The sequence below is a fragment of the Klebsiella sp. SYXHC3 genome, assembly GCF_057196925.1.
Genome location: NZ_JBXUNG010000004.1, coordinates 206,936 through 232,143, shown reverse-complemented (window position 1 = coordinate 232,143; position 25,208 = coordinate 206,936). Strand labels below are relative to the sequence as shown.

Below are 25,208 nucleotides of genomic sequence, written 5' to 3'. Positions count from 1 at the left end.
GATTGCCTTAATCTCACTTAAATGATATTAATTATCATTCTCATAATAAAAACATAATAACAATATTAATACCTGGCAAGGATGTGAGCTTAACGAACAACCACTTTAAGTTAGGCATGAATTAGGGAATAGGTATGAGAATTAACAAGATCCTCTGGCCGCTCACCGCGCTTGTGGTAGGGCTGAATAGCCCGCTATCCGCCGCCAAATCTTCCGACGATAGCGATGAAACGCTGGTCGTTGAAGCCACCGCAGAACAAGTACTTAAGCAGCAGCCGGGCGTTTCAATTATTACCAGCGAAGATATTAAAAAGGACCCTCCGGTCAACGACCTCTCCGATATTATTCGCAAAATGCCGGGGGTGAACCTCACCGGCAACAGCGCGTCAGGCACCCGCGGTAATAACCGCCAAATCGATATTCGCGGTATGGGGCCGGAAAACACCTTAATCCTCATTGATGGCGTCCCGGTGACCTCGCGTAACTCCGTACGCTATAGCTGGCGCGGCGAGCGTGATACCCGCGGCGATACTAACTGGGTACCGCCGGAACAGGTTGAACGTATCGAAGTCATTCGCGGCCCGGCGGCGGCGCGCTATGGCTCCGGCGCGGCGGGCGGGGTGGTGAATATCATTACTAAACGCCCAACCAATGACTGGCATGGCTCGCTCTCGTTATACACCAACCAACCTGAAAGCAGCGATGAAGGGGCCACCCGACGCGCCAACTTTAGCCTGAGCGGGCCGCTGGCCGGCGATGCGTTGACGATGCGTTTGTACGGCAACCTGAATAAAACCGATGCCGACAGCTGGGATATTAACTCTTCCGCGGGGACGAAAAACGCCGCCGGCCACGAAGGGGTACGCAACAAAGATATTAACGGTGTCGTCTCCTGGAAAGTGAATCCGCAGCAAATTCTCGATTTTGAAGCCGGATATAGCCGTCAGGGTAATATCTACGCTGGCGATACGCAAAATAGCTCTTCCAGCGCGGTGACCGAAAGCCTGGCGAAATCTGGCGCAGAGACTAACCGCCTGTATCGGCAGAATTACGGTATTACCCATAATGGGGTCTGGGATTGGGGGCAAAGCCGCTTTGGAGTCTATTACGAAAAAACCAATAACACCCGTATGGATGAAGGTTTATCCGGCGGCGGCGAAGGGCGTATTTCGGCGGATGAGAAATTCACCACTAACCGCCTGACCTCCTGGCGCACCAGCGGCGAACTCAATATTCCGCTGGATCTATGGGTCGATCAGACTCTGACCGTTGGCGCGGAGTGGAACCGCGATGAGCTTGACGATCCCTCTTCCACTGGTTTATCGGTAAATGATAATAACATTGGCGGTATTCCCGGTTCAGCGGCGGATCGCAGCAGTAAAAATCATTCACAAATTAGCGCCATCTATTTTGAAGATAATATTGAACCGACGCCCGGAACCAATATTATTCCCGGCCTGCGTTTTGATTATCTTAATGAGTCCGGCGGCAACTTTAGCCCCAGCCTGAACCTGTCGCAGGAATTAGGTGATTACTTCAAAATTAAAGCCGGGATTGCCAGAACCTTTAAAGCGCCAAACCTCTATCAATCCAGCGAAGGCTATCTGCTCTATTCGAAAGGCAACGGTTGCCCTAAAGATATTACTTCAGGTGGCTGCTACCTGATTGGTAATAAAGATCTCGATCCGGAAATCAGCGTGAATAAAGAGATCGGCCTGGAGTTTGCCCTCGACGATTATCATGCCAGCGTGACTTATTTCCGTAACGATTATCAGAATAAGATTGTGGCCGGCGATGATATTATCGGGCAAACCGCTTCCGGCGCTTATATCCTCCAGTGGCAGAACGGCGGTAAAGCGTTAGTGGACGGCATTGAAGCCAGTATGGCGTTCCCGCTGGTGAAGGATCGTCTGAAATGGAATACCAACGCCACTTACATGATTACCTCGGAACAAAAAGATACCGGCAACCCGCTCTCGGTTATTCCAAAATACACCATCAACAACTCCCTGGACTGGACGATTACCCAGGCATTTTCCGCCAGCGTCAACTGGACGCTGTATGGTAGACAAAAACCGCGTACCCATGCGGAGTCGCGCAGCGAAGATACCGGCGGCCTGTCGGGTAAAGAGCTGGGGGCTTATTCGCTGGTTGGTACCAACTTTAATTACGATATTAATAAAAATCTGCGTCTGAACGTGGGGGTCAGCAATATCTTCGATAAACAGATTTATCGTTCATCCGAAGGGGCGAATACCTATAACGAACCCGGCCGGGCCTATTATGCCGGAGTGACGGCGACATTCTGATCGCATCTTCATCAGTATACTGCCCGCAACCGCGCGGGCAGTATCAACGCTGGGTTAAGGACAACTATGCTGGTTGGACGCTTTTTCGCGACTCATATCCAGCAGCGCGCTGTGGAATGAGGCGTTAAACATCGGCCCGTGCCCCAGGCCAGGGAAATCCCAAAAGGCGGCATTAACCCCTTTCTCTTTCAGCGTGGCGAGGGTGGCATGTACTTTAGTTAGCACTTCAGCGGCGTGCGTTGCCCGGTTATCACCCGGCGTCGCCGAACCCTCCATAATGGCCAGGCTTTTGGCGCAATATGATGCAGGCTCGACCGCCGTGATTCGGTTCAGCAGGGCAAAGTTGTCCCGGCCAAGCGAAGGACTGGCGCTGTAATATGAATGGAAGAACGAGGACGAAAGCCAGGAGTCGAGCGTGAACAGGCCGCCGTATGAGTGGCCCCACAGGCCGCGGCGCTGTGGGTTGATTTTCAGCCCTTGCTCCGCCTTAGCGGCTATACGCGTTTCCAGTAATTGACGGAAGTCTTCACTGCCGCCGCTTTTGCGGCCAGCATATGTTTCATTATTCTTTCTGACTGCCGGCGTATAGTCGTAGGCCCGGCCGTTAAGATCGAATGGCAGGTTGGTCTGATAACCGACCGCGACGATCACCGGCGGCGATTGCGCCGCCAGCTGCTTGAGTAGTTCGTCAGACAGGCGATCCATTACCGCATTACCATCAAGCATATATAGCACGGGATAGCCCGTTGGTGGCGCGGCTTTATTCGGTATGGCCGTCCATACCCGATAGTGGCGAGCGCCGTCGGCGGAATCGAACTGATTGACGCTGAAGTGGTAAAACGCTGAACCCTTATCGGCGATATTGGGCCCCAACGGCTGCATATCCGGTTTTGCTAAGCCTGAAGCGCTATAGCTGAGGGTGAGGCAAGAAAGAACGGCAAAAAGCGCCTTGCGCGGGCGCGTAGAGCGAGACTCGCGGGCATACATCTGATGATTATTCCTTTTCCGCAGGTGAAATTTTCGTTATTCAGAAAGCACATACAGTTGCCTGAAAGCGCTTGCTGGTCAAGTCAACCCTGCAGTAAGCCGAGCCCATCAAGCAAGGCGCCGCGCCACCAGGCGTAATCGTGCCCGCCGGTGTAAATGGCGCAATGACTATCAACGCCGGACGCCTGTAGCTGCTGATGAAGCCGCTGGACGTGAGGCACCGTCGAACCTTCCAGTGAGCCCACACACAGGCGGATACGTACAGTACGCGGCGGCGCAGACAACACATGTTCGCTGACCCAAGAAGTATCGGTTGCGCTAAATAAATGGGGGCGACTGCCGCCATCTGGCGTCCACCACATGGAAGGCGAATGGCTGAGCACCAGACCGAAAGTTTCCGGCGCATGGCGGGCGGCCATCAGCGCGCTGACGCCGCCGAGGCTCTGCCCGGCCAGGACAGTGCGTGAGCGATCCGCCCATTTTTGTCGCGGCTGTTCGCGGCGAATGGTCGGCAGGAGATGTTCCGCGACGTCCCGTATCAGTTCGCTGCGCCCGCCGAGTATCGTGGTGCGCTCGCGCTCATCGATATTGTCGATGCCCAGCAGCGCCACGGGAACAATGCGGCGGCTATCGATCGCGGCGTCGATGGCTGCGCACACCCCAAGATGATCGAACCAGGTTTCGCCATCGGGTAGCACCACCAGCCCCAACGGCTGCGACTTATCAACCGCGGGCAGGTACAGGCGCACCTGCCGTGATTGCCCGGCAACGATCCGTTCTGAGGTCAGCAAGGTGCCGGCGTGGCGGCCTCCGCGCCATTCGGATTGAGCGGGGGCGTTATCAAGCGCCAGCACCGACTCCCGCACGCCGTCGCGAATAGCGATCCCCGGCGTCTTATTGAGCGGATCGGCCTGTCCGGCGAGAGCGGCAAAGCGGCTCCCAAGCTGGTTAACAACCTCTTCCGGCGTGCCTGGTGGGATCTCCACCAGTGAATAAGAGCCGCAATAGCTGGCCGGCAGGCGCAGCGTCAGGGTCCAGATATCCGTTGCGGGAACCGGCATCATCAATCCCTGTGACACCTTTTCTTTGTCGGTTACCCGGTTTAATCGCAGATAAACGCCTCTGAGCGGATGGCGGGCGCGCCACAAAAAAGTGACTTCACGTTCATCGGCTGCGCCGTCCACCGTTGTTACTAGCGGTACCGGCAGCGATGCGGCCTGCTGCCAGAAATGAGAAAGATCGGTAATGTTGCCGGTAGCCAACTGGCGGCGCAGGCCGGCGATAGCCGCTGAAACCGGCGGATGTGGATTGATATTGAACATTCTATCTCTTTGAAAAATCATGCTACCAGTAAAAATAGCTAAAGCGGCTGTTCAGCGAACAGCCGCTTTAGGCGTGTTGATTAAGGTCTAACGCTTACCATCACTATCCCACGATTTCTCCCGTTATGTCGTGTTGGTTGCGTGCATCTGCCGGGCCGACGCTATCGCGCCATAAGCGGGCGTAGAGGCCGTTCGCCGCAAGTAATTGCTCGTGTGTACCGTATTCTGCGAGCCGCCCTTTATCGACAACGGCGATCAGATCGCAGCGCTGGGCAGTGGTCAGGCGGTGCGCCACGATTAGCGCCAGGCGTTTTCTGGCACGGGCGACTTCGGTTAACGAAGACATGAGGCGCTCTTCCGCGCGGCGATCCAGGCGCGATGTGGCTTCATCGAGCAGCAGGACGTGGGCATTCGCCAACTGGGCGCGAGCCAGCGCAATCAACTGACGTTGTCCGGCGGATAAATCCGCGCCGCCGTTATTGACTGGCGTGCGGAAACCTTGCGGGAGCTGACGTACCAGCTCAAACAGGCCTGCCTGCCGTGAAGCGATCTCAACTTCGGCATTGCTGCTGGATGGCCGCGAATAACGTATATTCTCCGCAATATCGCCGCTAAAGAGCGCAACATCTTGATCGACCAGCCCGATCTGACGGCGGTAATCGGCAAGGGTTGCCTCCGTCATCTGTCGTTCTCCAATGCCGATGGTCCCGCTGGTGGGCGAATAGAGTCCGGCGATAAGTTTAATCAATGTCGACTTCCCGGCGCCGCTGCGGCCAACGACCGCCACGACATTGCCCGCGGGGATGGTTAGGGTGAGCTTGTCCAGCGCTGGCTCAGCGCTGCCGGGATAACGGTAGGTAACTTCATCAAGCTGTAATGCACCCGTGGCCGGCTGGGTGGAGGAAGGGGTGACGTTTTCCGTCTCTTCGGTCGCCAACAGTTCATCAATATGTTTACCGCTGGCCGTCGCCTGCTGGAAGGAATCCACAATCCCGGATAATTGCTGTACCGGGCCATAAAACTGCCCCAGCAACAGGAAGAATGCCGCCAGCACCCCGGCGGTCATTTCGCCTTCGGCCACCCTCGATGCGCCAACCAGAAGCACGGCGGCATAGGAGGCCTCGGTACAGAAGGTCAGGAAGGGGAAGTAGACCGCAAGATATTTCTGCGCGCGTACACGGGTGGCGCGGAAGCGATCCGATAATGCGCGCAGCCGGGCGGCCTCTTGCTCCTGTTGACCATGGGATTGCACGACGCGCAGGCCGGAGACTTTCTCCTGCAGAGTGCTATTCACCTTGCCGATTTCAAGGCGCGCCTGGGCATAGGCTGGAGAGCTCAGGCGACGATAAACCCAGGTCGCCAGCGCGACTATCGGTACTGCGCTTAAGGCCGTCAGCGCCAGAATGGGGTCGAGCCAGAACATAGCCGCGGCGATGGCGAACATCGTGACCAGGCTGGTGGCCGCGCCGGCAAGGCCGTTTTGCAGAAAGCGGGCGAGGGAGTCGACATCGACGGTCATCCGGGTCAGGCGTGAATCAACGTGCTTTTCATGCCAGGGGAGGGCAAGACGCAGCATATGGCCGAAGCTGCGCAAGCGTACCGTATGTTGAACCGACTCCGCCGCTCTGGCGGCGAAGATGGTTTGTAGTGAATAACAACACCAGCTTATGACCACCAGGCACAGGGCGAGCAGGGCGCAGACGCCGATAGTCGCCATATCGCCTGCGGCAACCCCCGAGTCAATACCGCGCTGCAGCAGTATTAACACGCCGACGCCAGCGGCAGAATCCAGCGCGATCAGCAGGGCGGCGATGATGAACATCCACGCCACCGGCCGCAGCAGCGAGGTCAATCTCCGTCCCTCTCCGGCCAGCGCCTGTTGAACCGCCTGTTCCGGCACGCGGGTCATGCGGGCGACAAAACCGTTGCCGTCAACTTCCGGCAACGCTTGCGGCTCCTCGTTCTGCATCGCTGGCGTTGTTGGCCAAAGATCGCGGCAGCCGCCGGCGCCAGGTTCGAGGAAATCCCCGTTGCCGGTCATCAGCGCGCGGAACGCCGGGCAGCGAGACTCAAGCTCAGCCTGGCTGCCGATGTCCACCACTTGCCCTTTATCCAACACCACAATTCGACTGGCCAACCGCAGCGTTGCCCGGCGGCGGGCAATCACCAGCAGCATGTGCTGGTCATCGGCGTAACGACCCAGCGCGGCATTGATCTCCGCTTCGGTACCGGCATCTACCGCCGATGTGGTGTCATCGAGAATCAACAGTTCCGGTGCGGTAATCAGCGCCCGCGCCAGCGCGATGCGTTGCCGCTGTCCACCGGAGAGGTTAGTGCCGCGCTCGGTTAGGCGGGTATCGAAGCCTTTCGGTAAGGCATTGATAAACTCGCTGGCGCCTGCCGCCGCCGCCGCGCGGCGAATATCTTCCATCGTCGCCTGCGGGTGGCCGTAGGCGATATTTTCCGCGACCGTTCCGGCAAACAGAAAGGCGTCTTCAAATACCACCCCCACCTGACGGCGCAACGCCTCAAGCTTGAGATCGCGAAGGTTCTGCCGACCGGTGCTGGTGTTTAGCCAAATATCGCCAGCGCTGGGATCGTAAAAGCGCGCCAGCAGCATTAGCAGCGTCGATTTACCGGATCCCGACGCGCCGACTACCGCCAGCGTTTCACCCGCCTGTAGGGAGAAGGAAACGTCGCTCAGGATACGGCTGCCGCCGCCATAACCGAAGTTCACTTTTTCTAGCTGCAGGCCAATAACGCGACCATTGAGCGCTTCGCTACCGTCAACCATTTGCGAACGGGTGTCGATCAGAGCGAATACCCGTTCTACGGATGCCTGGGTACGTTGGGCGATCACCAGGAACGACGCCAGCACGCGGGTAGGTCCGGTCAACATGGCGAGGAAACTGGCAAAGGCCACGAAGGTCCCGAGGTCAATTCGCCCGTGCATCACTGACCAGCCGCCGTAGCACAGTAGAACGATTTGCCCGAGTACCGGTAGCGCCAGCATGGTAGCGCCAGGCATCGCCTGCGAAATGGCCGCGCCGATGCGCACGCGCACCATCTGCCGCGACTGACGATCCAGCCAGCGCGTTTCGCGCAGTTCCGCCACGCAGGATTTCACCACCGAGATCTGCGCCAGAACTTCGCGCATGTGCTCGGTCAGATTCGCCAGCCGGTCTGAAGCCAGCCCCGTCTGAGCGAATACCCGACGACGGGCGCGCAGCGCGGTAATGGCAAGACACGCCAGCACGCAGACCACGATTAGCGTCATGGCCGGCGACATCCACAGCATCACGGCAATACCGGCGATGTAGTAGGTAAATACCGCCAGCGGTACCGGAGCCATCTGCAATAGGGTATGCATTTGCTGCAGATCGCTATTGGTCCGTGAAATCACCTGTCCGGTACGCAGCGCATCCTGGCCTGCGCCATCGAGCTTTTGAATACTGTCGAACGCTCGTCCTCGCAGGGTGTGCTGCACCCACAGCGATAGCTCGCCAGCATAGCCGCGTCGTACATAGTTACCGATGAAATCAAAAAAGGCGATCAGTAGCAGCCCGCAGGCCAGCCACGGCAGGCGGGTAGGATTTCCCGCCAGCGCATCATTTACCGCCTGCCGCGTCAGTAGCGGCGTCAGCGCGGCCAGCAGAATGGTCGACACCGACGCCACCACCACGATAGCGCTAAGTTTCTTACGTTCCCAGCACACGCGCGCAAGGCGGATTATCCAGGACCGCGCGGGTGTGGGAGAGTGAGTCGCAGGCATTAAGCCTCCTCCGTCAATTTAAAGATGAAATCCGCCACGGCGGCCATTACCCTTTTTGCGCCATGGCGGCCAGTTCTTTCGCCACCTCGGTTGGGCAGGCCTGCGCCGCCATTTCCGCCGCCACCTCTTCAGAGGCCGTACGTAATGCGCGATCGTCGAGGAAAGCATTGATCATGCTGCTCGACAGACCTCCGTCGCCGGGGATGATCCCGCAGCCGCGATCGACTACCGCGCGGGCGTTTACTGGGCGATCGGCCCCCTGGCCGAAAACGATCTGTGGAATACCCGCGTGCAGCGCCGTCAGGGTGTTGCCAGCGCCGCCGTGATGGATAAAACCATCGGCGCCGTTGAGGAAGGCGCCCATCGGGATCCAGTCAACCAGGCGAACGTTTGACGGCAACGCGCGTAGATCGGAGCGCGCATTGGCTGAGAGATGCAGAATGATCTCGGCATCGACTTCACTGGCGGAATCCATCACCCAGGAGATCAGATCGAGGCCATCGACCATCGGTTTGACGGTGCCCAGGCTGACCAGTAGCCGTTTGCGATCGGGCGTGCGTTCCCACCATTCTTCCCAAACCGCACCGCCGTTATACGGCACGTATTGCATGGGAATGATCGGTTCGCCATCGTTTTGCAGGATGCTCATACTCGGCGGCGTCACGTCGATCCACGCCATATCCTGCGGCGGACCTTCGACGCCGTGGCGGCGGTAGGCGTCAGCGAGCGAGCGCGTCACACCTTTGATATGCCAGGGGGTGTGGCCGAAGCCGACAGTTTGCATGACCACCGGGATATCGTATTTGGCGGCGATCAGCGGCCCGACGACGCCGAGGGGAGGATAGACGATAAGGTCGGGCCGCCAGTGTCCGGCAAACTCCACCAGTTGGTCGGCCATCTCTTCGCTGAAGAACGAGAAGTTGCCCATTTTGGTGCCGATGTTACTTTCCTTCCGCTGCGCCTCGCGGCGGCGATAATCGGCCTCCGAATCGAAGCCGGGCGCGGCATCAAACACCACCAGCCCTGCCTCGGCCGCCTTTTGGGCGAATTTACCGCTACTGGCGATCAGCACTTCGTGACCGTTAACGCGAAATGCCTGCGCCAAAGACAGCACCGGGTATAGCAGCCCATAGAGTGGTGGGCCAACAAACAGAATGCGCATGAGAAAATCCCTCTCCGCTTGACGAACTAATTCAGGAAGTCGACGCAGTCAATATGCCGGCCAGCGCGACGTTAACTATCGTTAACCCGGCTGTGCCTGGCGCTGCGCCATTTTTTAGTTTCGCCAGCGCGACGCACGGCAACGCCGGCGACCCTATCGCAGGCGGTGAATCCGTAGCGCACGCTGACGAATCGGGAATTCCCTGTCCCGACTTCCATTAACGCTTGCGCGTCATTGTCCTGATGAACGGCCTGACGCGCCGCCGCACTGCCACGGCGGCTTGTGAGACCGCATTTGCCGGGTGAGAGGCTGGTCAACGCGCTGGGCGATGTCCGTAATTCCTGAAGACACCGTGTCGCATCATCCTGATAGCGTCGCCTTCGCGGGTCGGTAAGGGACAAAGCGCCGTTGTTCAGGCGATGCTCGTTCCCATACGGCCTCGGTATACCTTGCCAAAGAAATCACCAATGCAAATGCTAATGAGAATAATTACCAATATCATTTGCAAATTGCAATGATAAGTAAAAACTTAATGGAACGGGTAAACGTTTATAGGACAAATCGCAGGTGAGCTTTTCAGGAGGGGCGATGGGTTCCGGTAAGTGATGTTGTTCTGCAGGAACAAAGGCCAATCGGTTATTTTTTTATTGCGGAAAGCGGCTGCTTACCGCTGTTCATTACCCGCGTATGATTTGTGATATGATGAAAAAGCGAAACTTTTTCTCTTTTTTCCAGGTTAAACGATACTTATGAGCGCGTTCGATCACTCGTCAGATGACACCCAGGAAACTATCGGCAACAGCCTGCGCCGACGCCCACTGGCGCGCAAAAAGTTGTCTGAAATGGTGGAAGAAGAGTTGGAGCAGATGATTCGTCGCGGCGAGTTTGGCGAAGGTGGACAGCTTCCTTCGGAACGTGAGCTGATGGCGTTTTTTAACGTCGGGCGCCCGTCGGTACGTGAAGCGCTGGCTGCGCTCAAGCGTAAGGGCCTGGTGCAAATCAACAATGGCGAACGTGCGCGAGTCTCGAGACCGTCGGCGGACACCATCATTTCCGAGCTTTCCGGGCTGGCGAAGGATTTTCTCTCCGCGCCTGGCGGTATCGCGCATTTCGAGCAGTTACGTCTTTTTTTCGAATCAAGCCTGGTGCGCTATGCGGCTGAGAACGCCACGGATGAGCAGATTTCCCTGTTAAGCAAGGCGCTGGAGATTAACGGCCAGTCGCTGGATGATAACGCGCAATTTATTCGCTCAGACGTCGATTTCCACCGCGTGCTGGCGGAGATCCCCGGCAACCCTATCTTTATGGCGACGCATGTTGCTTTGCTTGACTGGCTAATCGCTGCGCGGCCGAAAGTGTCGGAGCAAGAGCTTCATCATCACAATAACGTCAGTTTTCAAGAGCATATCGCCATATTTAACGCCATACGCGATCGCGATCCGGACGAAGCCGATCGTGCGTTGCAAACCCACCTCAAAAGTGTTTCCGCCACCTGGCGTGCCTTAGGTAAATCCAAAAAATCCGCTAAATGATCCCTGCTTCGCGATCGGTTTAGTGAACTCGATCGCACAATAAGCTTTCCCTATTGTACTGCTTTAAAAATGATCTGGTATAACAGGTATAAAGGTACATAGTTAATCCAGTCAAATATCATTACGAGGTATATATGGTTAGCCATTTACGTGGCGTGATGCCCGCGCTTCTGACCCCATTCGACGCACAGCAGAACATCGATCGGGCGAGCCTGCGTCGGTTAGTACGTTTCAATATTGAGCAGGGCGTTGATGGGGTTTACGTCGGCGGATCGACCGGGGAGGCTTTCGTTCAGAGCCTGTCCGAGCGCGAAGAAGTCCTTGAAATCGTAGCGGAAGAGGCGAAAGGGAAAATTACCTTAATTGCGCATGTTGGTTGCGTCAGTACGGCGGAAAGCCAGCAGCTGGCGGCGGCGGCTAAGCGCTATGGTTTTGATGCGGTTTCCGCGGTAACGCCGTTCTACTACCCGTTCAGCTTTGAAGAGCACTGCGATCATTATCGCGCAATCATTGATTCTGCTGATGGGATACCGATGGTGGTCTACAACATTCCGGCGCTGAGTGGGGTAAAACTGACCTTAGAGCAGATTAACCAACTGGTGACATTACCGGGGGTGGGCGCGTTAAAACAAACGTCTGGCGATCTCTATCAAATGGAGCAAATCCGTCGCGCGCATCCGGAACTGGTGCTCTACAACGGCTATGACGAAATTTTCGCTTCCGGCTTGCTGGCGGGCGCTGACGGCGGGATCGGTAGTACCTATAACATTATGGCCTGGCGCTATCTGGGGATCGTGCAGGCGCTGAAAGAGGGCGACACCGCGAAGGCGCAGCAGCTGCAGCATGAGTGTAATAAGGTCATCGATCTGTTAGTCAAAGTGGGCGTATTTCGTGGACTGAAAACGGTGCTGCACTATATGGATGTGCTCTCCGTACCACTTTGCCGTAAACCGTTTGCGCCGGTAGAGGATAAATTCCAGGCCGAATTGAAAGCGCTGGCGCAGCAGCTAATGCAGGAGCGCGGCTGATTTCTCGCCGGAGACGCTCATAAATTGCGCTTTCGATGAGAGATTTAATCAGACATCTGAAGCGGGCGTCATCCGGCAACAACGATATTCAATTCATACCAAAGCGAGTGGGCGCAGCCCATCGCGGGAGACTCACCATGAGTACAACAACCCAGAATATCCCGTGGTATCGTCATCTTAACCGGGCGCAGTGGCGGGCATTTTCCGCTGCCTGGTTAGGGTATTTGCTTGATGGTTTTGATTTTGTCTTAATCGCCCTGGTGCTCACTGAGGTTCAGGGGGAATTCGGTTTAACGACGGTGCAGGCGGCAAGCCTGATTTCCGCCGCTTTTATCTCTCGCTGGTTTGGCGGCTTGATGCTCGGGGCAATGGGGGATCGCTACGGTCGCCGCCTGGCGATGGTGACCAGCATTGTTCTTTTTTCGTTGGGTACGCTGGCCTGTGGTTTTGCCCCTGGTTACACCTCTCTCTTTATTGCCCGGCTGGTTATTGGGATGGGCATGGCGGGAGAATATGGCTCCAGCGCCACCTATGTTATTGAAAGTTGGCCGAAACATTTGCGGAACAAGGCGAGTGGATTTCTGATCTCTGGCTTCTCGGTTGGCGCCGTCGTCGCCGCGCAGGTTTATAGTCTGGTGGTGCCCGTTTGGGGCTGGCGTGCGCTCTTTTTCATCGGTATTGTCCCCATCGTTTTTGCCCTCTGGCTGCGTAAAAACATTCCGGAAGCGGAAGACTGGAAAGAGAAGCACGAAGGTAAAGCGCCGGTACGTACGATGGTCGATATTCTCTATCGCGGCCAGCATCGGGTGCTAAACATCATCATGACCTTTGTGGCAGGCGCGTCGTTATGGTACTGCTTTGCCGGCGAGGCGCGTATCGCCGGGTTGGTTGCGCTGCTGGGCCTGGTATGCGCCATTATCTTCATCAGTTTCATGGTGCAAAGCAGCGGTAAACGCTGGCCGACCGGCGTGATGTTGATGGTGGTGGTGCTCTTCGCTTTCCTCTACTCCTGGCCGATTCAGGCGCTGCTACCTACTTATCTGAAAACTGAACTGGCCTATGATCCACATACTGTTGCTAACGTATTGTTCTTTAGCGGTTTTGGTGCAGCTGTCGGCTGCTGCGTCGGCGGTTTCCTCGGCGACTGGCTGGGGACCCGTAAAGCTTACGTTTGCAGTTTACTGGCTTCGCAACTGCTGATCGTTCCGGTATTTGCGATAGGCGGCACCAATGTCTGGGTACTCGGTTTGTTACTGTTCTTCCAGCAAATGCTGGGTCAAGGAATTTCAGGGATCTTACCGAAGCTGATCGGCGGTTATTTCGAAACCGATCAGCGTGCTGCGGGTCTGGGATTTACTTACAACGTCGGTGCTTTGGGCGGCGCGTTAGCGCCGATTCTCGGGGCGTTAATTGCTCAACGCCTGGATTTAGGCACCGCGCTGGGTTCGCTCTCCTTTAGCCTGACGTTCGTGGTGATCTTACTCATCGGGCTTGATATGCCAACCCGCGTCCAGCGGTGGATCCGCCCGGAAGCCATGCGTACCCATGATGCGATCGATGGCAAACCGTTCAGCGGCGCAGTGCCGTTTGGTCGCGGCAAAAGCACATTAGCGAAAAGTAAAAATTAACCATGGCGCCCGGCCAATCACGAATGTTTGCCTAAGGATATGATGATGTCTCTACTTGAACAGCTTAATCAAAACATTGCGCAATCTGGTGGTTTGATAGTTTCCTGCCAGCCTGTGCCAAATAGCCCGCTGGATAAGCCTGAAATTGTCACTGCGATGGCCCTGGCGGCGGAGCAGGCAGGGGCGGTCGCGCTGCGTATTGAAGGTATTGATAATTTACGCGCCACCCGCGCCGTCGTTTCTATTCCTATCATCGGGATTATGAAACGCGATCTCGACGATTCGCCAGTCCGGATCACCCCGTTCCTTGAAGATGTTGATGCGCTGGCGAAAGGCGGGGCGGATATTATCGCCGTGGATGGTACCGATCGCCTGCGTCCGGTTACCGTTGCGGCACTGCTGGCGCGAATTCATCAGCATGCTTTGCTGGCGATGGCCGACTGTTCAACTTTTGAAGATGGGATGGCTTGCCAGCAGCAGGGGGCCGACATTATCGGGACGACGCTTTCTGGCTACACGACGGTGAAAACGCCGGAAGAACCCGATTTCGCTCTGGTGAAAACACTCAGCGAGGCTGGATGCCGGGTGATTGCGGAGGGGCGCTACAATACCCCGGCGCAGGCGGCAACTGCGATGCGCCAGGGGGCATGGGCCGTGACCGTTGGCTCTGCCATCACTCGTCTTGAGCATATCTGCCAGTGGTATAACTCGGCGTTAAAAAAGGCGGTGTCATGACTACGCTTGCTATTGATATCGGCGGAACCAAACTCGCCGCCGCGCTGGTGGATGATGACCTGAACCTCCTTAAACGCCGTGAGTTGCCGACACCCGCCAGCAAAATGCCGGAAGCGCTATGTTCGGCGCTGCAAGAGCTGATCGTGCCGTTGTTTGCTCGCGCCCAGCGAGTGGCAATTGCCTCTACCGGAATAATTAGCGGCGGCGTGCTGTCGGCCATCAATCCCTATAATCTGGGCGGTTTGCAGCATTTTCCGCTGACGCAGACGCTGGAAAAAATCACCGGCCTACCCACACTGGCGGTTAACGATGCGCAAGCTGCGGCATGGGCGGAATACCATGTTCTGGGGGATGAATGTCGCGACATGGTTTTCATCACGGTATCCACAGGTGTAGGGGGCGGCGTAGTGAGTAATGGTCGGCTAATCACCGGGAATGGCGGTCTCGCCGGCCATCTGGGCCATACGTTAGCGGACCCGAATGGACCGCTATGCGGTTGTGGTCGGCGCGGCTGCGTAGAGGCTGTTGCTTCCGGACGTGGAATGGCGGCCGCCGCTCAGGGAGAACTCAGCGGATGTGATGCGAAAACGATTTTCATCCGTGCCGGGCAGGATGATGAGCAGGCTATTGGGCTTATTCACCGTTCGGCACAGACCTTAGCGAGATTGATCGCTGATGTAAAAGCGACAACGGATTGCCAGCGCGTGGTGGTCGGTGGCAGCATCGGCCTGGCGGAAGGTTATCTGGAGATGGTGAGAGCTTACCTTGCGCAGGAACCATCGGTATATCACGTAATGTTACAACCCGCGCATTACCGACATGACGCGGGATTGCTGGGAGCGGTGTTACTGGCTCGGGAGAATAACTCATGATAGCAGGTGATATTGGAACGCTAACCGCCTCCGGGATACATCCCGTTTTAGCCGAAGCGTTGATGCTGGCGGTAGCCGCTTGTCCACAGGAGAAATCTCCTGGACGTTTCAATCTACGCGGTGACGATATTTTTATGAACGTCATGGTATTTACTACCCAGCCAGCGGAAAGTAAAAAATCGGAACAGCATGCGCAATATATCGATATTCAACTGTTGCTAAGCGGTGAAGAACGTATTCTGTGGGGAATGGTAAATTGTGCACAGCAGTGCGAAGCGATACACGTTGAAGAGGATTATCAGTTGTGTAATGCGATTGAAAATCAGCAGGCCATTACACTACGGCCTGGTAATTTCGTGATATTTATGCCTGGTGAGCCGCATAAACCTGGATGTATTACGACACTGCCGCAGGAGATTAAAAAGGTAGTCGTTAAGGTTAATGTTAGCCTTTTGCAAAACGAATACTGATGCTGAGATTATTCCTGGTTTTGTTTGTGTAATGTGTTCTTCATTTAAATCTGCAAAATTTAAACTAGCTTATTAGGGGGCTCCTTTTCTTAAAACATGCAATATAGGGACTGTTATGGCTATTGATATGTATCTGAAGGTTGATGGGGTAACCGGTGAATCTAACGACTCAAATCATAAAAATTGGATAGATGTTTTGTCATTTAGCTGGGCGGCTGAGCAACCTGGGAATATGAGCGTTGGCGGCGGTGGTGGGGCGGGTAAAGTTAATTTTCAGGACCTTTCGGTACAAGCATTGATAGATAAAGCAACGCCGGCAGTTCTCAAGTTTTGCGCTAGCGGTAAACATGTCGCTAAAGTCGAACTATCAATTTGCAAAGCCGGCGGCTCGCAAATTGAGTATTCGCGTGTTGTCCTTGAAGATGTTCTGGTGACGAAAACCAGTTTTAGCGGTGTGGGTCATACCGACACTATTATGGTGAATTACCTGTTTCAGGCATCTAAAGTTAATCTGCATTATTGGGAGCAGTCTTCTCAAGGGACCAAAGGCGCAGAAACTAAATCGGGTTGGGATATCAAACAGAATAAAGAAATTTAATCGACGCTGGAGCGCCTGCAATGCCAGATATTACCTCCGAGATAAATGCGGTTCTCTCCGATCATTCCCGGTTTGACGCAAAGCAGCTGGATATTATTATTTCATTCGTCAATGAACTGGATAAAGGAACGTTGAGTCAGTTTGAGAACGCTTCGGATCGCACGATTATGGATACCTATGAGCGCTTGCTTGCTGCCAGTAAAGAGCCTGCCAGAAGACAACGTGACGAAGAATACGAACTGGAATCTCTGACGGGGGCCAGTCGTCGTACTGCCACCATGAGCAATCATGCTGCGTTTTTTGATCGCTTCAGAACAACGCCCGCGCATATGTATGGTTACGGCGGCAACGTCTACCGGGATCAGACAAAAAGCTATTACGATGTGGCCGGTAAAATACTGGCAGGCATTGGCGGTCTCGCTTCTTTTGGCGCAGGTACCGCCGCCATCGCCGCCTCGCAGGCGGGTTCGTCGCTTTCGGGTATAGCGGCGCGTTATGCGTTATCTTCTGTCGGCGCGACCGGCCTGGCCGCTGGCGCGATGGCGTTGCTCCGTAATAATTTTTCCGATGTTCAGGTGGCGACGAATAAAGATTTCCTCGAAACCATCAAGTCTATCGCCAAGCTAAGAAACAAACTGAATGATTTCTTCCAGGGCCTCAACAACAAGGTCTATTCGGATAAGACAAAAGCAGAAACGGCGCTCAACAATGAAATGAAGTCACATCCGTTACGTTTTGGCGTCGGTTCAGGAAGTCAGGTAGTACATGCAAACCTGGCCCCGATTCAACGTTTGGTCACTCAGGACTTTGTTACCGTAAACCACGAGATCAGAGCCAAAATTTTGCCGAAGGGTACAAATTCAGCCTGGAGTGTTGCGGTTTCGAGCTCAGAAATGGGTTGGGATGAACGGGTATTGGACCAGGCTAACATGGGTATTCTGCAGCAGGTCGTTCATCAGCTTTAACGCGGTTGTGCTGGCGGCGAATAATCGAACGCAGTTCGATGGAGAGTCCGGCTGCAGAAAAGCAAAAACCCGCCTTTTGGGCGGGTTCTTTAAATAGTGGTGCCCGGACTCGGACTAACGCCGCAGGCGTTGAACAGCGCGCTTGTCGCGCTGGCCCCGAAGGGGTGAGCCGCGTTGCGGCGAATAATCGAACGCAGTTCGATGGAGAGTCCGGCCCGCAGAAAAGCAAAAACCCGCCTTTGGGGCGGGTTCTTTAAATAGTGGTGCCCGGACTCGGAATCGAACCAAGGACACGGGGATTTTCAATCCCCTGCTCTACCGACTGAGCTATCCGGGCAACGGGGCGCATTAAACCTGATTCACCGCGCCTCGTCAACGAAATTTATAAATTTCGCAGCAGACTGCACAATCTATCACCACTTTGCCGTAAAAGCACGCGTCGTCAGGCAAAAAAGGCCGTCCACGCGACCGAAATCGGCATTGCCAGCAGCAGGGCGGGGAGCATATTGACCACCGCGAACATCTTAATCCCACAGATACGCAGGCCGGTCGCCACCAGCAGCATACCGCCGACGGCGCTGAAGTCGGCCATCATCATCGGCGTGGTCAGCGGCATGATAAGCGAGGCGCAAGCCGCCAGACTCAACTGAATCAGCAGCATTGGCACCGAGATTGCCGACACCGCCAGCCCCAGCGTGCAGGCGAAAATCGTGGCGGTGAAAAAGTCGAGAAACGCTTTGGCGATAAGGATACTGGCGTCGCCGGTCATTCCTTCGCGCATGGCGCCAAAAACGCCGGTACCGCTGGCGCAAAACAGCACGATGATCGCCACGTAGCTCTGAATATAAGACTCGTGGGCCGAGGCCTTTTTCCTGCCCTTTGGCGACAATAGCTGCTGGAGTTTGCTTACCAGGGTATTGATGCCTTTCTCCATATTACACACTTCGCCGAGCAGCGCGCCGACCAGCGTCGCCAGCACCATCACCGGCAGGTTGGCGCACTTGATGACCAGTAAAATACCAATCCCCAGTGATGCCAGCCCAAAAATCGAGGTCATCGAGGTGCGGATCCGTTCCGGCAATCGTTGGCTCAGCAGCGCGCCCAGTACGCCGCCGACAAGCACCGCGCTGGCGTTAATAAATGGCCCTATAACCAAAGTAAACTCCTGTTAATTATTCCTGATGTCCGCATTATTATGACGTTGTTTCGCCGCTAAGGCTTGCGGATACGTGGGGATAATGCATATGGATTTCATCTTGCGCCACTTTCGGAAAGGTGCCATGATTGCGCGGATTTTCACCTCTTTACCCTGAGGCCGCCGGGATGACGACATCGCCATTACATCGCCGTTGCCGCTGCGTACTGCTGCGCGGTTTGCCTCGTTCCTTACTCTCCCTGTTCACCATGCGGTGAAGGCCACGTATGCTCACTGTAGGACAACAGTAAGATCGGACGCGTCTGCTTTTACTGATGTCCGGCGGTCGGAGCTGAATTCCGTCAGACCCGGACACCTCGTTGGGCAAGGCTCCACCTTTGCCTGAGATTTTTACACTCCCGATACGGGCATTTGCGCTTATGAAATCTATGCACATTGCCGCCAGCTGCGAGCTGGTCTCCCGTCTGTCCACCCATCGTCAGGTTGTGGCGCTGGACAGCACTGATTTTACCGATGCGGCAGCGGTCGTCATCACCGCGGCGGATAGCCGCAGCGGTATCCTGGCCCTGCTCAAGCGCAGCGGATTCAATCTGCCGGTCTATCTATTTAGCGAAACGCAAACGGATAAACCGGAAGGAGTCGTCGCGGTGATTAGCGGCAAAGAGCAGGAGTGGCTGGAGCTGGAAGCGGCCGCCTGCGGCTATGAAGAGAAACTGCTGCCGCCATTTTTCAATACGCTTAGCCAGTACGTTGAGATGGACAACAGCACTTTCGCCTGTCCCGGCCATCAGCATGGCGCGTTCTTTAAAAAGCATCCCGCGGGCCGCCAGTTCTACAGGTTTTTCGGCGAGAACGTTTTTCGCGCTGACATGTGCAACGCCGACGTCAAGCTCGGCGATCTGCTGATCCATGAAGGTTCGGCGAAGCACGCGCAGAAATTTGCGGCAAAAGTCTTCAATGCCGATAAAACCTACTTCGTGCTTAACGGCACTTCCGCGGCGAACAAGGTCGTGACCAATGCGCTGCTGACCCGCGGCGATCTGGTACTGTTCGATCGCAACAACCATAAATCAAACCACCATGGCGCGCTGATCCAGGCCGGGGCAACGCCGGTCTATCTGGAAGCCGCGCGCAACCCGTTCGGCTTTATCGGCGGCATCGACGACCACTGCTTTGATGAAACCTACCTGCGCGAGCTGATCCGCGAAGCGGCGCCGGAAAAAGCCGACGCGGCGCGCCCGTTCCGCCTGGCGGTGATCCAACTGGGCACCTATGACGGCACGGTGTATAACGCGCGCCAGGTGGTCGATAAAATCGGCCATCTCTGCGATTACATCCTGTTTGACTCGGCGTGGGTCGGTTACGAGCAGTTTATCCCGATGATGGCTGACTGCTCGCCGCTGCTGTTGGATCTCAATGAAAACGATCCGGGCATTTTTGTGACGCAATCGGTGCATAAGCAACAGGCCGGTTTTTCGCAGACCTCGCAAATTCACAAGAAGGATAACCATCTGCGCGGCCAGGCGCGTTTCTGCCCGCATAAGCGGCTGAATAACGCCTTTATGTTGCATGCTTCCACCAGTCCGTTTTATCCGCTGTTCGCCTCGCTCGATGTGAATGCCAAAATCCATGAAGGAGAGAGCGGTCGGCGGCTATGGGCGGAGTGCGTGGAGCTGGGTATCGAAGCGCGTAAAGCGATACTAGCGCAGTGTAAATTATTGCGGCCATTTGTGCCGCCGCTGGTCGGCGGGAAACCGTGGCAGGAGCATTCGACGGCGACTATCGCCAGCGAACGTCGCTTCTTTAGCTTCGAGCCGGGCGCGAACTGGCACGGCTTTAGCGGTTATGCTGACAATCAATACTTTGTCGATCCGTGTAAGCTGCTGCTGACCACGCCGGGCATCGATGCCGATAGCGGCGACTATACCGAGTTTGGCATCCCGGCGACCATCCTGGCGCACTACCTGCGCGAAAACGGCATCGTGCCGGAGAAGTGCGATCTCAACTCGATTTTGTTCCTGCTGACGCCGGCGGAAAGCGCGGAAAAACTGGCGCGACTGGTGGCGATGCTGGCCCAGTTCGAACAGCATATCGAAGCGGATTCGCCGCTCGCCGAGGTACTGCCGACTATTTACAACAAATACCCGGTTCGCTACCGCGATTACACCATTCGCCAGCTGTGTCAGGAAATGCACGATCTGTACGTCAGTTTTGATGTTAAAGACCTGCAAAAGGCGATGTTCCGCAAGCAGAGTTTCCCGCCGGTGGTGATGAGCCCGCAGGACGCCAACCGTGAATTTATCCGCGGTAACGTTGAGTTAGTGCGCCTGAGCGAGGCCGAAGGCCGCATCGCGGCGGAAGGGGCGCTACCGTATCCGCCGGGCGTGCTGTGCGTGGTGCCGGGCGAACTCTGGGGCGGCGCGGTACTACGCTACTTCCTCGCGCTGGAAGAGGGGGGCAATATGCTGCCGGGTTTTTCGCCGGAGCTGCAGGGGGTTTATAGCGAAACGGATGCTGATGGTATTAAGCGGCTGTATGGGTATGTGTTGAAGAAATAAAAAAACGCCCCGCCGAACAGGCGGGGCGTTTTGCTTTTGCCAATCAGGCGTTCTGGCGCGCGGCGGCAGGCTGTCTGACGTGTTGATACTTGAACAGCGCCACGAAAGCGACGGCCAGCACCAGCGAGTAGGCGGCGAAAATCAGCCACACGCTTTGCCAGTTAGTGATCCCCTCAACGGTAAAGTGCTCGACAACTTTGCCGCTCACCATCCCACCAAGGATGCAGCCGAAGCCGTTGGTCATCATCAGGAACATACCCTGGGCGCTGGCGCGGATTTCCGGACGCACCTCTTTCTCAACGAACACTGAACCGGAGATGTTGAAGAAGTCGAAGGCGCAGCCGTAGACGATCATCGACAGCACCAGCAGGACGGTACCGAACGGCGTCGGGTCGCCGAAGGCGAACAGGCCGAAGCGCAGCATCCACGCCACGATACTAATCAGCATCACGTTCTTAATGCCGTAGCGGCTAAGGAAGAACGGGATAGTCAGAATAAACAACGTTTCGGAGATCTGCGAAATCGACATCAATACCGATGCGTGCTCGACGATAAAGCTACCGGAGAACAGCGGGTCTTTATCGAAGCTGTGCAGGAAGGTGTTGCCAAACATATTGGTGATCTGCAGTTCGGCGCCGAGCATCATGGAGAAGATAAAGAAGATTGCCATACGCTTGTTTTTAAACAGCGCAAAGGCGTTCAGGCCGAGCATCTCGGTCCAGCTCTGGTTGCGCTGGGCGTTGGCGACCGGAATATGCGGCAGCGTCAGGGTGAACAGCGCCAGCAAGACCGACAGCGTCGCGCCGATATAAAGCTGCATATGGCTAAGCTCGAAGCCCGAGAAGCTAACGCCCCACATGGCGAGGATAAAGCCGATGGTGCCCCAGATACGAATTGGCGGGAAATCGGTCACGATATCCAGCCCCGCCGACTGCAGGCGGTAGTAGGAGATGGTGTTGATCAAGCCAAGCGTCGGCATATAGGCCAACGAGTTAAGCAAGATCACGAGGAACATCTCGCCTGGCGTAGTGACCTGCGCCGCGAGGTACAGCGTTAACGCGCCGACCAGGTGGCAGATGGCATACACCCATTTGGCGCTGATCCATTTATCGGCGACGATCCCGAGCAGCGTAGGCATCAGAACGGCGGCGATACCGAGCGAGCTATACACCGCGCCGATGGCCGCGCCGTCAAACTTCAGGGTGACGAACATGTACGAGCCGAGCGTGGTTAGCCAACTCCCCCAAAGGCAGAACTGCAGGAACGACAGTATTTTTAACTGCAGCTTAAGATTCATGTATTTATCCTCACGAATGTGGGCTGGTTATGTTTTTTAAATAACATAACCACCGTTATTTTGATGCGATTCTATCATTCAGCGATTGCAAGCTTCTGTTAACTGCCGCAGAAAATCGAAAGATATTACCAAGTATGTCATAAAAAAAGAGAGGCCCGGTGCGATGCCCGGGCCTGTGGGGGAGAAGCGTTACTTACGGCGATAGCTTTTCTGCGCGGTATTCACTTTATACAGATACCGGCGCGATTCTGCCGACGGATGGCGGGTGGTGAGCGTCTGGTAGACGTCGCCTGGCGCCATACTGTTAATGATGTTCGCCGCCTGGACTTTATCGCTGGAGAAGACGCGCAGTACGCTGCCGGCGCCGCCGTTATAGGCGGTGATCACCGCGTAGCGACGCGAGGTGGGGTTATCGATGCCGGCGAGATAAACGTTGTTCAGCATCGCCAGATAGGCGGTACCGGTATCGATGTTATTCGCCGGGTCAAACAGATAGCTGCGGCTCGGCAGGCCGGATTTGCCCTGCGAGCGGAAGACGTCTTTCCCCGCGCTGTGCTGAACGACCTGCATCAGCCCCATGGCATCCGCGTGGCTTACCGCATAGGGGTTAAACGACGACTCTGTCTGCATTATCGCAAGGATCAGCGACTCATCAACGCCGTATTTACGCGAGGCCTGGCGCACCATGCCGAGATATTTATGCGCACGTTTATCGAGGTGGTTAGGCACCAGGTTGATGGTGATGCTATAGACCACGCGCAGGCCATTGCTGCGGCTCTTCAGGCGGGTTTGCAGCAGATAATCGGCATAGCGCGCGGCGCGCCACTCCCAGCGGATGGATTCGCCGGTGTTATCGACGACCTGGCCGTAGAGGAACGGTTCTTTGGAAATCTGAATATCATCGACATCGGAATAGAGGTCGATAGAGTTGGGGTCATCGCCCATCAACAGGGTTTTGATAATCGCCTGGCGTAACCGTCCTTGCGGATCGGTTCCGGCGATGGTCTCGACGGTAATCGTACCGGCATCAAAGTTGATGTGGCTGCGGGTTTGATATTGATCGGTATATTTTACGTAGTCCTTCGGCCCGGCGAGCAGAACTTCGTTATACCCCCAAATGTTCTCGATGTTATGGGCAAACTGGCCCATCAGGATATCGAATCCGTTAGTGTCCTTGACCCAGGCCTCGTTATATTCGGCGCCTTTTTTATTGGAACTGGAACAGGACACGAGCAATGGCGCAATCAGCGCGAGCGCTAAGTATTTTTTCATCATTCCGGGAGTGCGTGTTGTGTTTGTTTGGTAAAGGCCGTGAGGCCCTTACTGTTTTTCCGGCGGCGTGTAGCCTTCGATGTGAACGTCTTTCCCTTCAAACAGGAACTGCACCATCTCCTGTTCCAGCAGCTTGCGGTGCTCCGGGTTCATCATGCTGAGTTTTTTCTCGTTGATCAGCATGGTCTGCTTATGCTGCCACTGCGCCCAGGCCTCTTTGGAAATTTCGTTGTAAATGCGCTTACCGAGCTCGCCCGGATAGAGCTGGAAATCCTGGCCGTCCGCTTCACGCTGCAGGAAAGTACAAAAAATCGTTCTGCTCATAATCAATCCTCTTTTATAGCCGAAAAAACTAGACCGGCGTTCCGGCTTTCAACTGTTGCAACAAGCGCTCCACGGGGGCCGCCAGTCCGACCGATGGCGGCTGCGCTAAGTTATACCAGAGTGCGTTACCTTCATCCATGCATGCGCCAGATGAGTGCACTGTAAGCCACATCGGCACAATATCCAGGTGGAAATGGCTGAAAGTGTGGCGGAAGGCGGTTAATTGCGTCAGATTATCGGCCTTTATCTGACGTTGCGCCAGCCACTCACGCAGCCCGGCTTCATCCTCAAACTGCGGAAAACAGAACAACCCGCCCCATAAACCCACCGGCGGACGTTGGGAAAGAAATACCTCGTCGCCGTGCTGCATCAGCAGGAAGTAGCCGGTGCGTTCCGGGATGGTCTGCTTCGGTTTTTTCCCCGGATATTCCGCCCATGAATGGTTAGCGTAGGCCACGCAGCCGTTACTCAGCGGGCACAGTTCGCACTTCGGCTTCGAGCGGGTACAAACCATGGCGCCGAGATCCATCATCGCCTGGTTGAAGCGTTCTACGCCCTGCGCCGGCGTCACCTCTTCGCTTATTTCCCACAGCCGTTTTTCCACCTCTTTTTTCCCCGGCCAGCCGCTGACAGCATAGCAGCGGGCGAGTACCCGCTTCACGTTGCCGTCGAGAATCGGATAATGCTGACCGAGCGAAAGGGATAAAATAGCCCCCGCCGTCGAGCGCCCGACGCCGGGAAGCGCGGCCACCTCTTCAAAGGTTTGCGGGAACTCGCCGCCGTGTTGCGTGGCGACCTGCTGCGCGGCTTTATGTAAGTTGCGCGCCCGCGCGTAGTAGCCAAGGCCGGTCCACAGATGCAGCACTTCATCCAGCGGCGCGTTGGCTAAATCAACAACCGTTGGGAAACGCGCCATAAAGCGTTCAAAATAGGGAATAACCGTGGTGACCTGGGTTTGTTGCAACATCACTTCGGAGAGCCATACTTTGTAGGGCGTCTTGGCGATTTGCCAGGGCAGGGTTTTACGGCCGTATTTGTCGTACCAGTCCAGGACCTGGGCTGAAAATTGCGCGGCGAGAAAAGTCAAAGCTACGGCTCCGGAATCGCGATTACAGGGTGGCAGATTGCAGCACAAGGGCGAGTGGCTGTAAACCCTTGCATCCGCCGGGTAACTTTGGATAATGCCCGTTTTCCGAACACATTCACAAGCAGACTTAACTT

The 25,208-nt window shown here is 55.7% G+C and carries 19 protein-coding genes and 1 tRNA gene; 10 read left to right on the top strand and 10 right to left on the bottom strand.

The features are described from left to right. The first annotated feature begins 134 nt into the window (after positions 1–134). Positions 135–2,309, top strand: coding sequence for a siderophore salmochelin receptor IroN (gene iroN, locus AC2CGP_RS12995; RefSeq protein WP_015703473.1), 2,175 nt, complete (start codon positions 135–137; stop codon positions 2,307–2,309). A 54-nt stretch (positions 2,310–2,363) separates the two neighbouring features. Here iroN and AC2CGP_RS12990 read toward each other — a convergent pair whose 3' ends face one another. The 4 genes from AC2CGP_RS12990 to iroB all read right to left on the bottom strand — a co-directional run bounded on the left by AC2CGP_RS12990 (position 2,364) and on the right by iroB (position 9,552). Continuing rightward, positions 2,364–3,296, bottom strand: coding sequence for an alpha/beta hydrolase (locus AC2CGP_RS12990; protein ID WP_047055796.1), 933 nt, complete (start codon positions 3,294–3,296; stop codon positions 2,364–2,366). 83 nt (positions 3,297–3,379) lie between these two features. Further along, positions 3,380–4,618, bottom strand: coding sequence for an alpha/beta hydrolase-fold protein (locus AC2CGP_RS12985; RefSeq protein ID WP_047055798.1), 1,239 nt, complete (start codon positions 4,616–4,618; stop codon positions 3,380–3,382). A 103-nt stretch (positions 4,619–4,721) separates the two neighbouring features. Beyond that, positions 4,722–8,390, bottom strand: coding sequence for a salmochelin/enterobactin export ABC transporter IroC (gene iroC / locus AC2CGP_RS12980; RefSeq protein WP_213759567.1), 3,669 nt, complete (start codon positions 8,388–8,390; stop codon positions 4,722–4,724). A gap of 46 nt (positions 8,391–8,436) precedes the next feature. After that, complete coding sequence (iroB, locus tag AC2CGP_RS12975) at positions 8,437–9,552, bottom strand: salmochelin biosynthesis C-glycosyltransferase IroB (RefSeq protein ID WP_045364215.1); 1,116 nt, start codon at positions 9,550–9,552, stop codon at positions 8,437–8,439. Between the two features lie 749 nt (positions 9,553–10,301). Here iroB and nanR point away from each other — a divergent pair. The 8 genes from nanR to AC2CGP_RS12935 all read left to right on the top strand — a co-directional run bounded on the left by nanR (position 10,302) and on the right by AC2CGP_RS12935 (position 17,380). Further along, the gene (gene nanR / locus AC2CGP_RS12970; RefSeq protein WP_015369707.1) at positions 10,302–11,084 is read left to right on the top strand and encodes a transcriptional regulator NanR; all 783 of its coding nucleotides are present in this window, start codon (positions 10,302–10,304) and stop codon (positions 11,082–11,084) included. 134 nt (positions 11,085–11,218) lie between these two features. Then, positions 11,219–12,112: an N-acetylneuraminate lyase gene (gene nanA, locus AC2CGP_RS12965; protein ID WP_032706375.1), complete on the top strand. Its 894-nt coding sequence runs from the start codon at positions 11,219–11,221 to the stop codon at positions 12,110–12,112. A 137-nt stretch (positions 12,113–12,249) separates the two neighbouring features. Then, positions 12,250–13,740 (top strand): MFS transporter, encoded by a 1,491-nt coding sequence (locus AC2CGP_RS12960; protein ID WP_015703467.1) that lies wholly within the window; start codon positions 12,250–12,252, stop codon positions 13,738–13,740. Between the two features lie 45 nt (positions 13,741–13,785). Beyond that, the gene (locus tag AC2CGP_RS12955; RefSeq protein ID WP_213759568.1) at positions 13,786–14,475 is read left to right on the top strand and encodes an N-acetylmannosamine-6-phosphate 2-epimerase; all 690 of its coding nucleotides are present in this window, start codon (positions 13,786–13,788) and stop codon (positions 14,473–14,475) included. After that, a complete protein-coding gene (gene nanK, locus AC2CGP_RS12950; RefSeq protein ID WP_213759569.1) occupies positions 14,472–15,347 on the top strand; it encodes an N-acetylmannosamine kinase in 876 nt (291 codons plus the stop codon). The genes AC2CGP_RS12955 and nanK overlap by 4 nt, the downstream gene beginning before the upstream one ends. Continuing rightward, positions 15,344–15,817, top strand: a complete 474-nt coding sequence (gene nanQ / locus AC2CGP_RS12945) for an N-acetylneuraminate anomerase (protein ID WP_015703464.1) — start codon at positions 15,344–15,346, stop codon at positions 15,815–15,817. Before nanK ends, nanQ begins: the two co-directional genes overlap by 4 nt. Before the next feature lie 115 nt (positions 15,818–15,932). Then, complete coding sequence (locus AC2CGP_RS12940; RefSeq protein WP_015369713.1) at positions 15,933–16,415, top strand: Hcp family type VI secretion system effector; 483 nt, start codon at positions 15,933–15,935, stop codon at positions 16,413–16,415. A 20-nt stretch (positions 16,416–16,435) separates the two neighbouring features. After that, positions 16,436–17,380 (top strand): MFS transporter, encoded by a 945-nt coding sequence (locus AC2CGP_RS12935; protein WP_154105401.1) that lies wholly within the window; start codon positions 16,436–16,438, stop codon positions 17,378–17,380. A 261-nt stretch (positions 17,381–17,641) separates the two neighbouring features. On the opposite strand, the gene AC2CGP_RS12930 is transcribed toward AC2CGP_RS12935, so the two are convergent. Both AC2CGP_RS12930 and AC2CGP_RS12925 read right to left on the bottom strand, forming a co-directional pair. Further along, a tRNA-Phe gene (locus AC2CGP_RS12930) sits at positions 17,642–17,717 on the bottom strand. A gap of 105 nt (positions 17,718–17,822) precedes the next feature. Beyond that, on the bottom strand, positions 17,823–18,536 hold the full coding sequence (locus tag AC2CGP_RS12925) for a DUF554 domain-containing protein (RefSeq protein WP_045379610.1): 714 nt from the start codon (positions 18,534–18,536) through the stop codon (positions 17,823–17,825). A 419-nt stretch (positions 18,537–18,955) separates the two neighbouring features. Here AC2CGP_RS12925 and AC2CGP_RS12920 point away from each other — a divergent pair, with 419 nt between their 5' ends. After that, positions 18,956–21,094, top strand: coding sequence for an ornithine decarboxylase (locus tag AC2CGP_RS12920; RefSeq protein WP_213760116.1), 2,139 nt, complete (start codon positions 18,956–18,958; stop codon positions 21,092–21,094). 43 nt (positions 21,095–21,137) lie between these two features. Here AC2CGP_RS12920 and AC2CGP_RS12915 read toward each other — a convergent pair whose 3' ends face one another. The 4 genes from AC2CGP_RS12915 to mutY form a co-directional block, all read right to left on the bottom strand. Further along, positions 21,138–22,391: a nucleoside permease gene (locus tag AC2CGP_RS12915; protein WP_045379606.1), complete on the bottom strand. Its 1,254-nt coding sequence runs from the start codon at positions 22,389–22,391 to the stop codon at positions 21,138–21,140. A 189-nt stretch (positions 22,392–22,580) separates the two neighbouring features. Continuing rightward, positions 22,581–23,663 (bottom strand): membrane-bound lytic murein transglycosylase MltC, encoded by a 1,083-nt coding sequence (gene mltC, locus AC2CGP_RS12910; RefSeq protein WP_015369719.1) that lies wholly within the window; start codon positions 23,661–23,663, stop codon positions 22,581–22,583. Between the two features lie 48 nt (positions 23,664–23,711). Continuing rightward, positions 23,712–23,987, bottom strand: a complete 276-nt coding sequence (locus tag AC2CGP_RS12905) for an oxidative damage protection protein (RefSeq protein ID WP_004105744.1) — start codon at positions 23,985–23,987, stop codon at positions 23,712–23,714. A gap of 28 nt (positions 23,988–24,015) precedes the next feature. Next, the gene (gene mutY / locus AC2CGP_RS12900; protein ID WP_020077946.1) at positions 24,016–25,074 is read right to left on the bottom strand and encodes an A/G-specific adenine glycosylase; all 1,059 of its coding nucleotides are present in this window, start codon (positions 25,072–25,074) and stop codon (positions 24,016–24,018) included. Between the last annotated feature and the right edge of the window lie 134 nt (positions 25,075–25,208).

Excerpts from the sequence above, each read along its gene's own strand:
- AC2CGP_RS12985 (WP_047055798.1), bottom strand. The coding sequence starts at position 4,618 with ATGTTCAATATCAATCCACATCCGCCGGTTTCAGCGGCTATCGCCGGC.
- AC2CGP_RS12955 (WP_213759568.1), top strand. The coding sequence starts at position 13,786 with ATGTCTCTACTTGAACAGCTTAATCAAAACATTGCGCAATCTGGTGGT.
- iroN (WP_015703473.1), top strand. The coding sequence starts at position 135 with ATGAGAATTAACAAGATCCTCTGGCCGCTCACCGCGCTTGTGGTAGGG.
- AC2CGP_RS12935 (WP_154105401.1), top strand. The coding sequence starts at position 16,436 with ATGCCAGATATTACCTCCGAGATAAATGCGGTTCTCTCCGATCATTCC.
- AC2CGP_RS12920 (WP_213760116.1), top strand. The coding sequence starts at position 18,956 with ATGAAATCTATGCACATTGCCGCCAGCTGCGAGCTGGTCTCCCGTCTG.
- nanR (WP_015369707.1), top strand. The coding sequence starts at position 10,302 with ATGAGCGCGTTCGATCACTCGTCAGATGACACCCAGGAAACTATCGGC.
- AC2CGP_RS12990 (WP_047055796.1), bottom strand. The coding sequence starts at position 3,296 with ATGTATGCCCGCGAGTCTCGCTCTACGCGCCCGCGCAAGGCGCTTTTT.
- nanK (WP_213759569.1), top strand. The coding sequence starts at position 14,472 with ATGACTACGCTTGCTATTGATATCGGCGGAACCAAACTCGCCGCCGCG.
- iroB (WP_045364215.1), bottom strand. The coding sequence starts at position 9,552 with ATGCGCATTCTGTTTGTTGGCCCACCACTCTATGGGCTGCTATACCCG.
- AC2CGP_RS12905 (WP_004105744.1), bottom strand. The coding sequence starts at position 23,987 with ATGAGCAGAACGATTTTTTGTACTTTCCTGCAGCGTGAAGCGGACGGC.
- iroC (WP_213759567.1), bottom strand. The coding sequence starts at position 8,390 with ATGCCTGCGACTCACTCTCCCACACCCGCGCGGTCCTGGATAATCCGC.
- AC2CGP_RS12940 (WP_015369713.1), top strand. The coding sequence starts at position 15,933 with ATGGCTATTGATATGTATCTGAAGGTTGATGGGGTAACCGGTGAATCT.
- AC2CGP_RS12915 (WP_045379606.1), bottom strand. The coding sequence starts at position 22,391 with ATGAATCTTAAGCTGCAGTTAAAAATACTGTCGTTCCTGCAGTTCTGC.
- nanQ (WP_015703464.1), top strand. The coding sequence starts at position 15,344 with ATGATAGCAGGTGATATTGGAACGCTAACCGCCTCCGGGATACATCCC.
- AC2CGP_RS12960 (WP_015703467.1), top strand. The coding sequence starts at position 12,250 with ATGAGTACAACAACCCAGAATATCCCGTGGTATCGTCATCTTAACCGG.
- mltC (WP_015369719.1), bottom strand. The coding sequence starts at position 23,663 with ATGAAAAAATACTTAGCGCTCGCGCTGATTGCGCCATTGCTCGTGTCC.
- nanA (WP_032706375.1), top strand. The coding sequence starts at position 11,219 with ATGGTTAGCCATTTACGTGGCGTGATGCCCGCGCTTCTGACCCCATTC.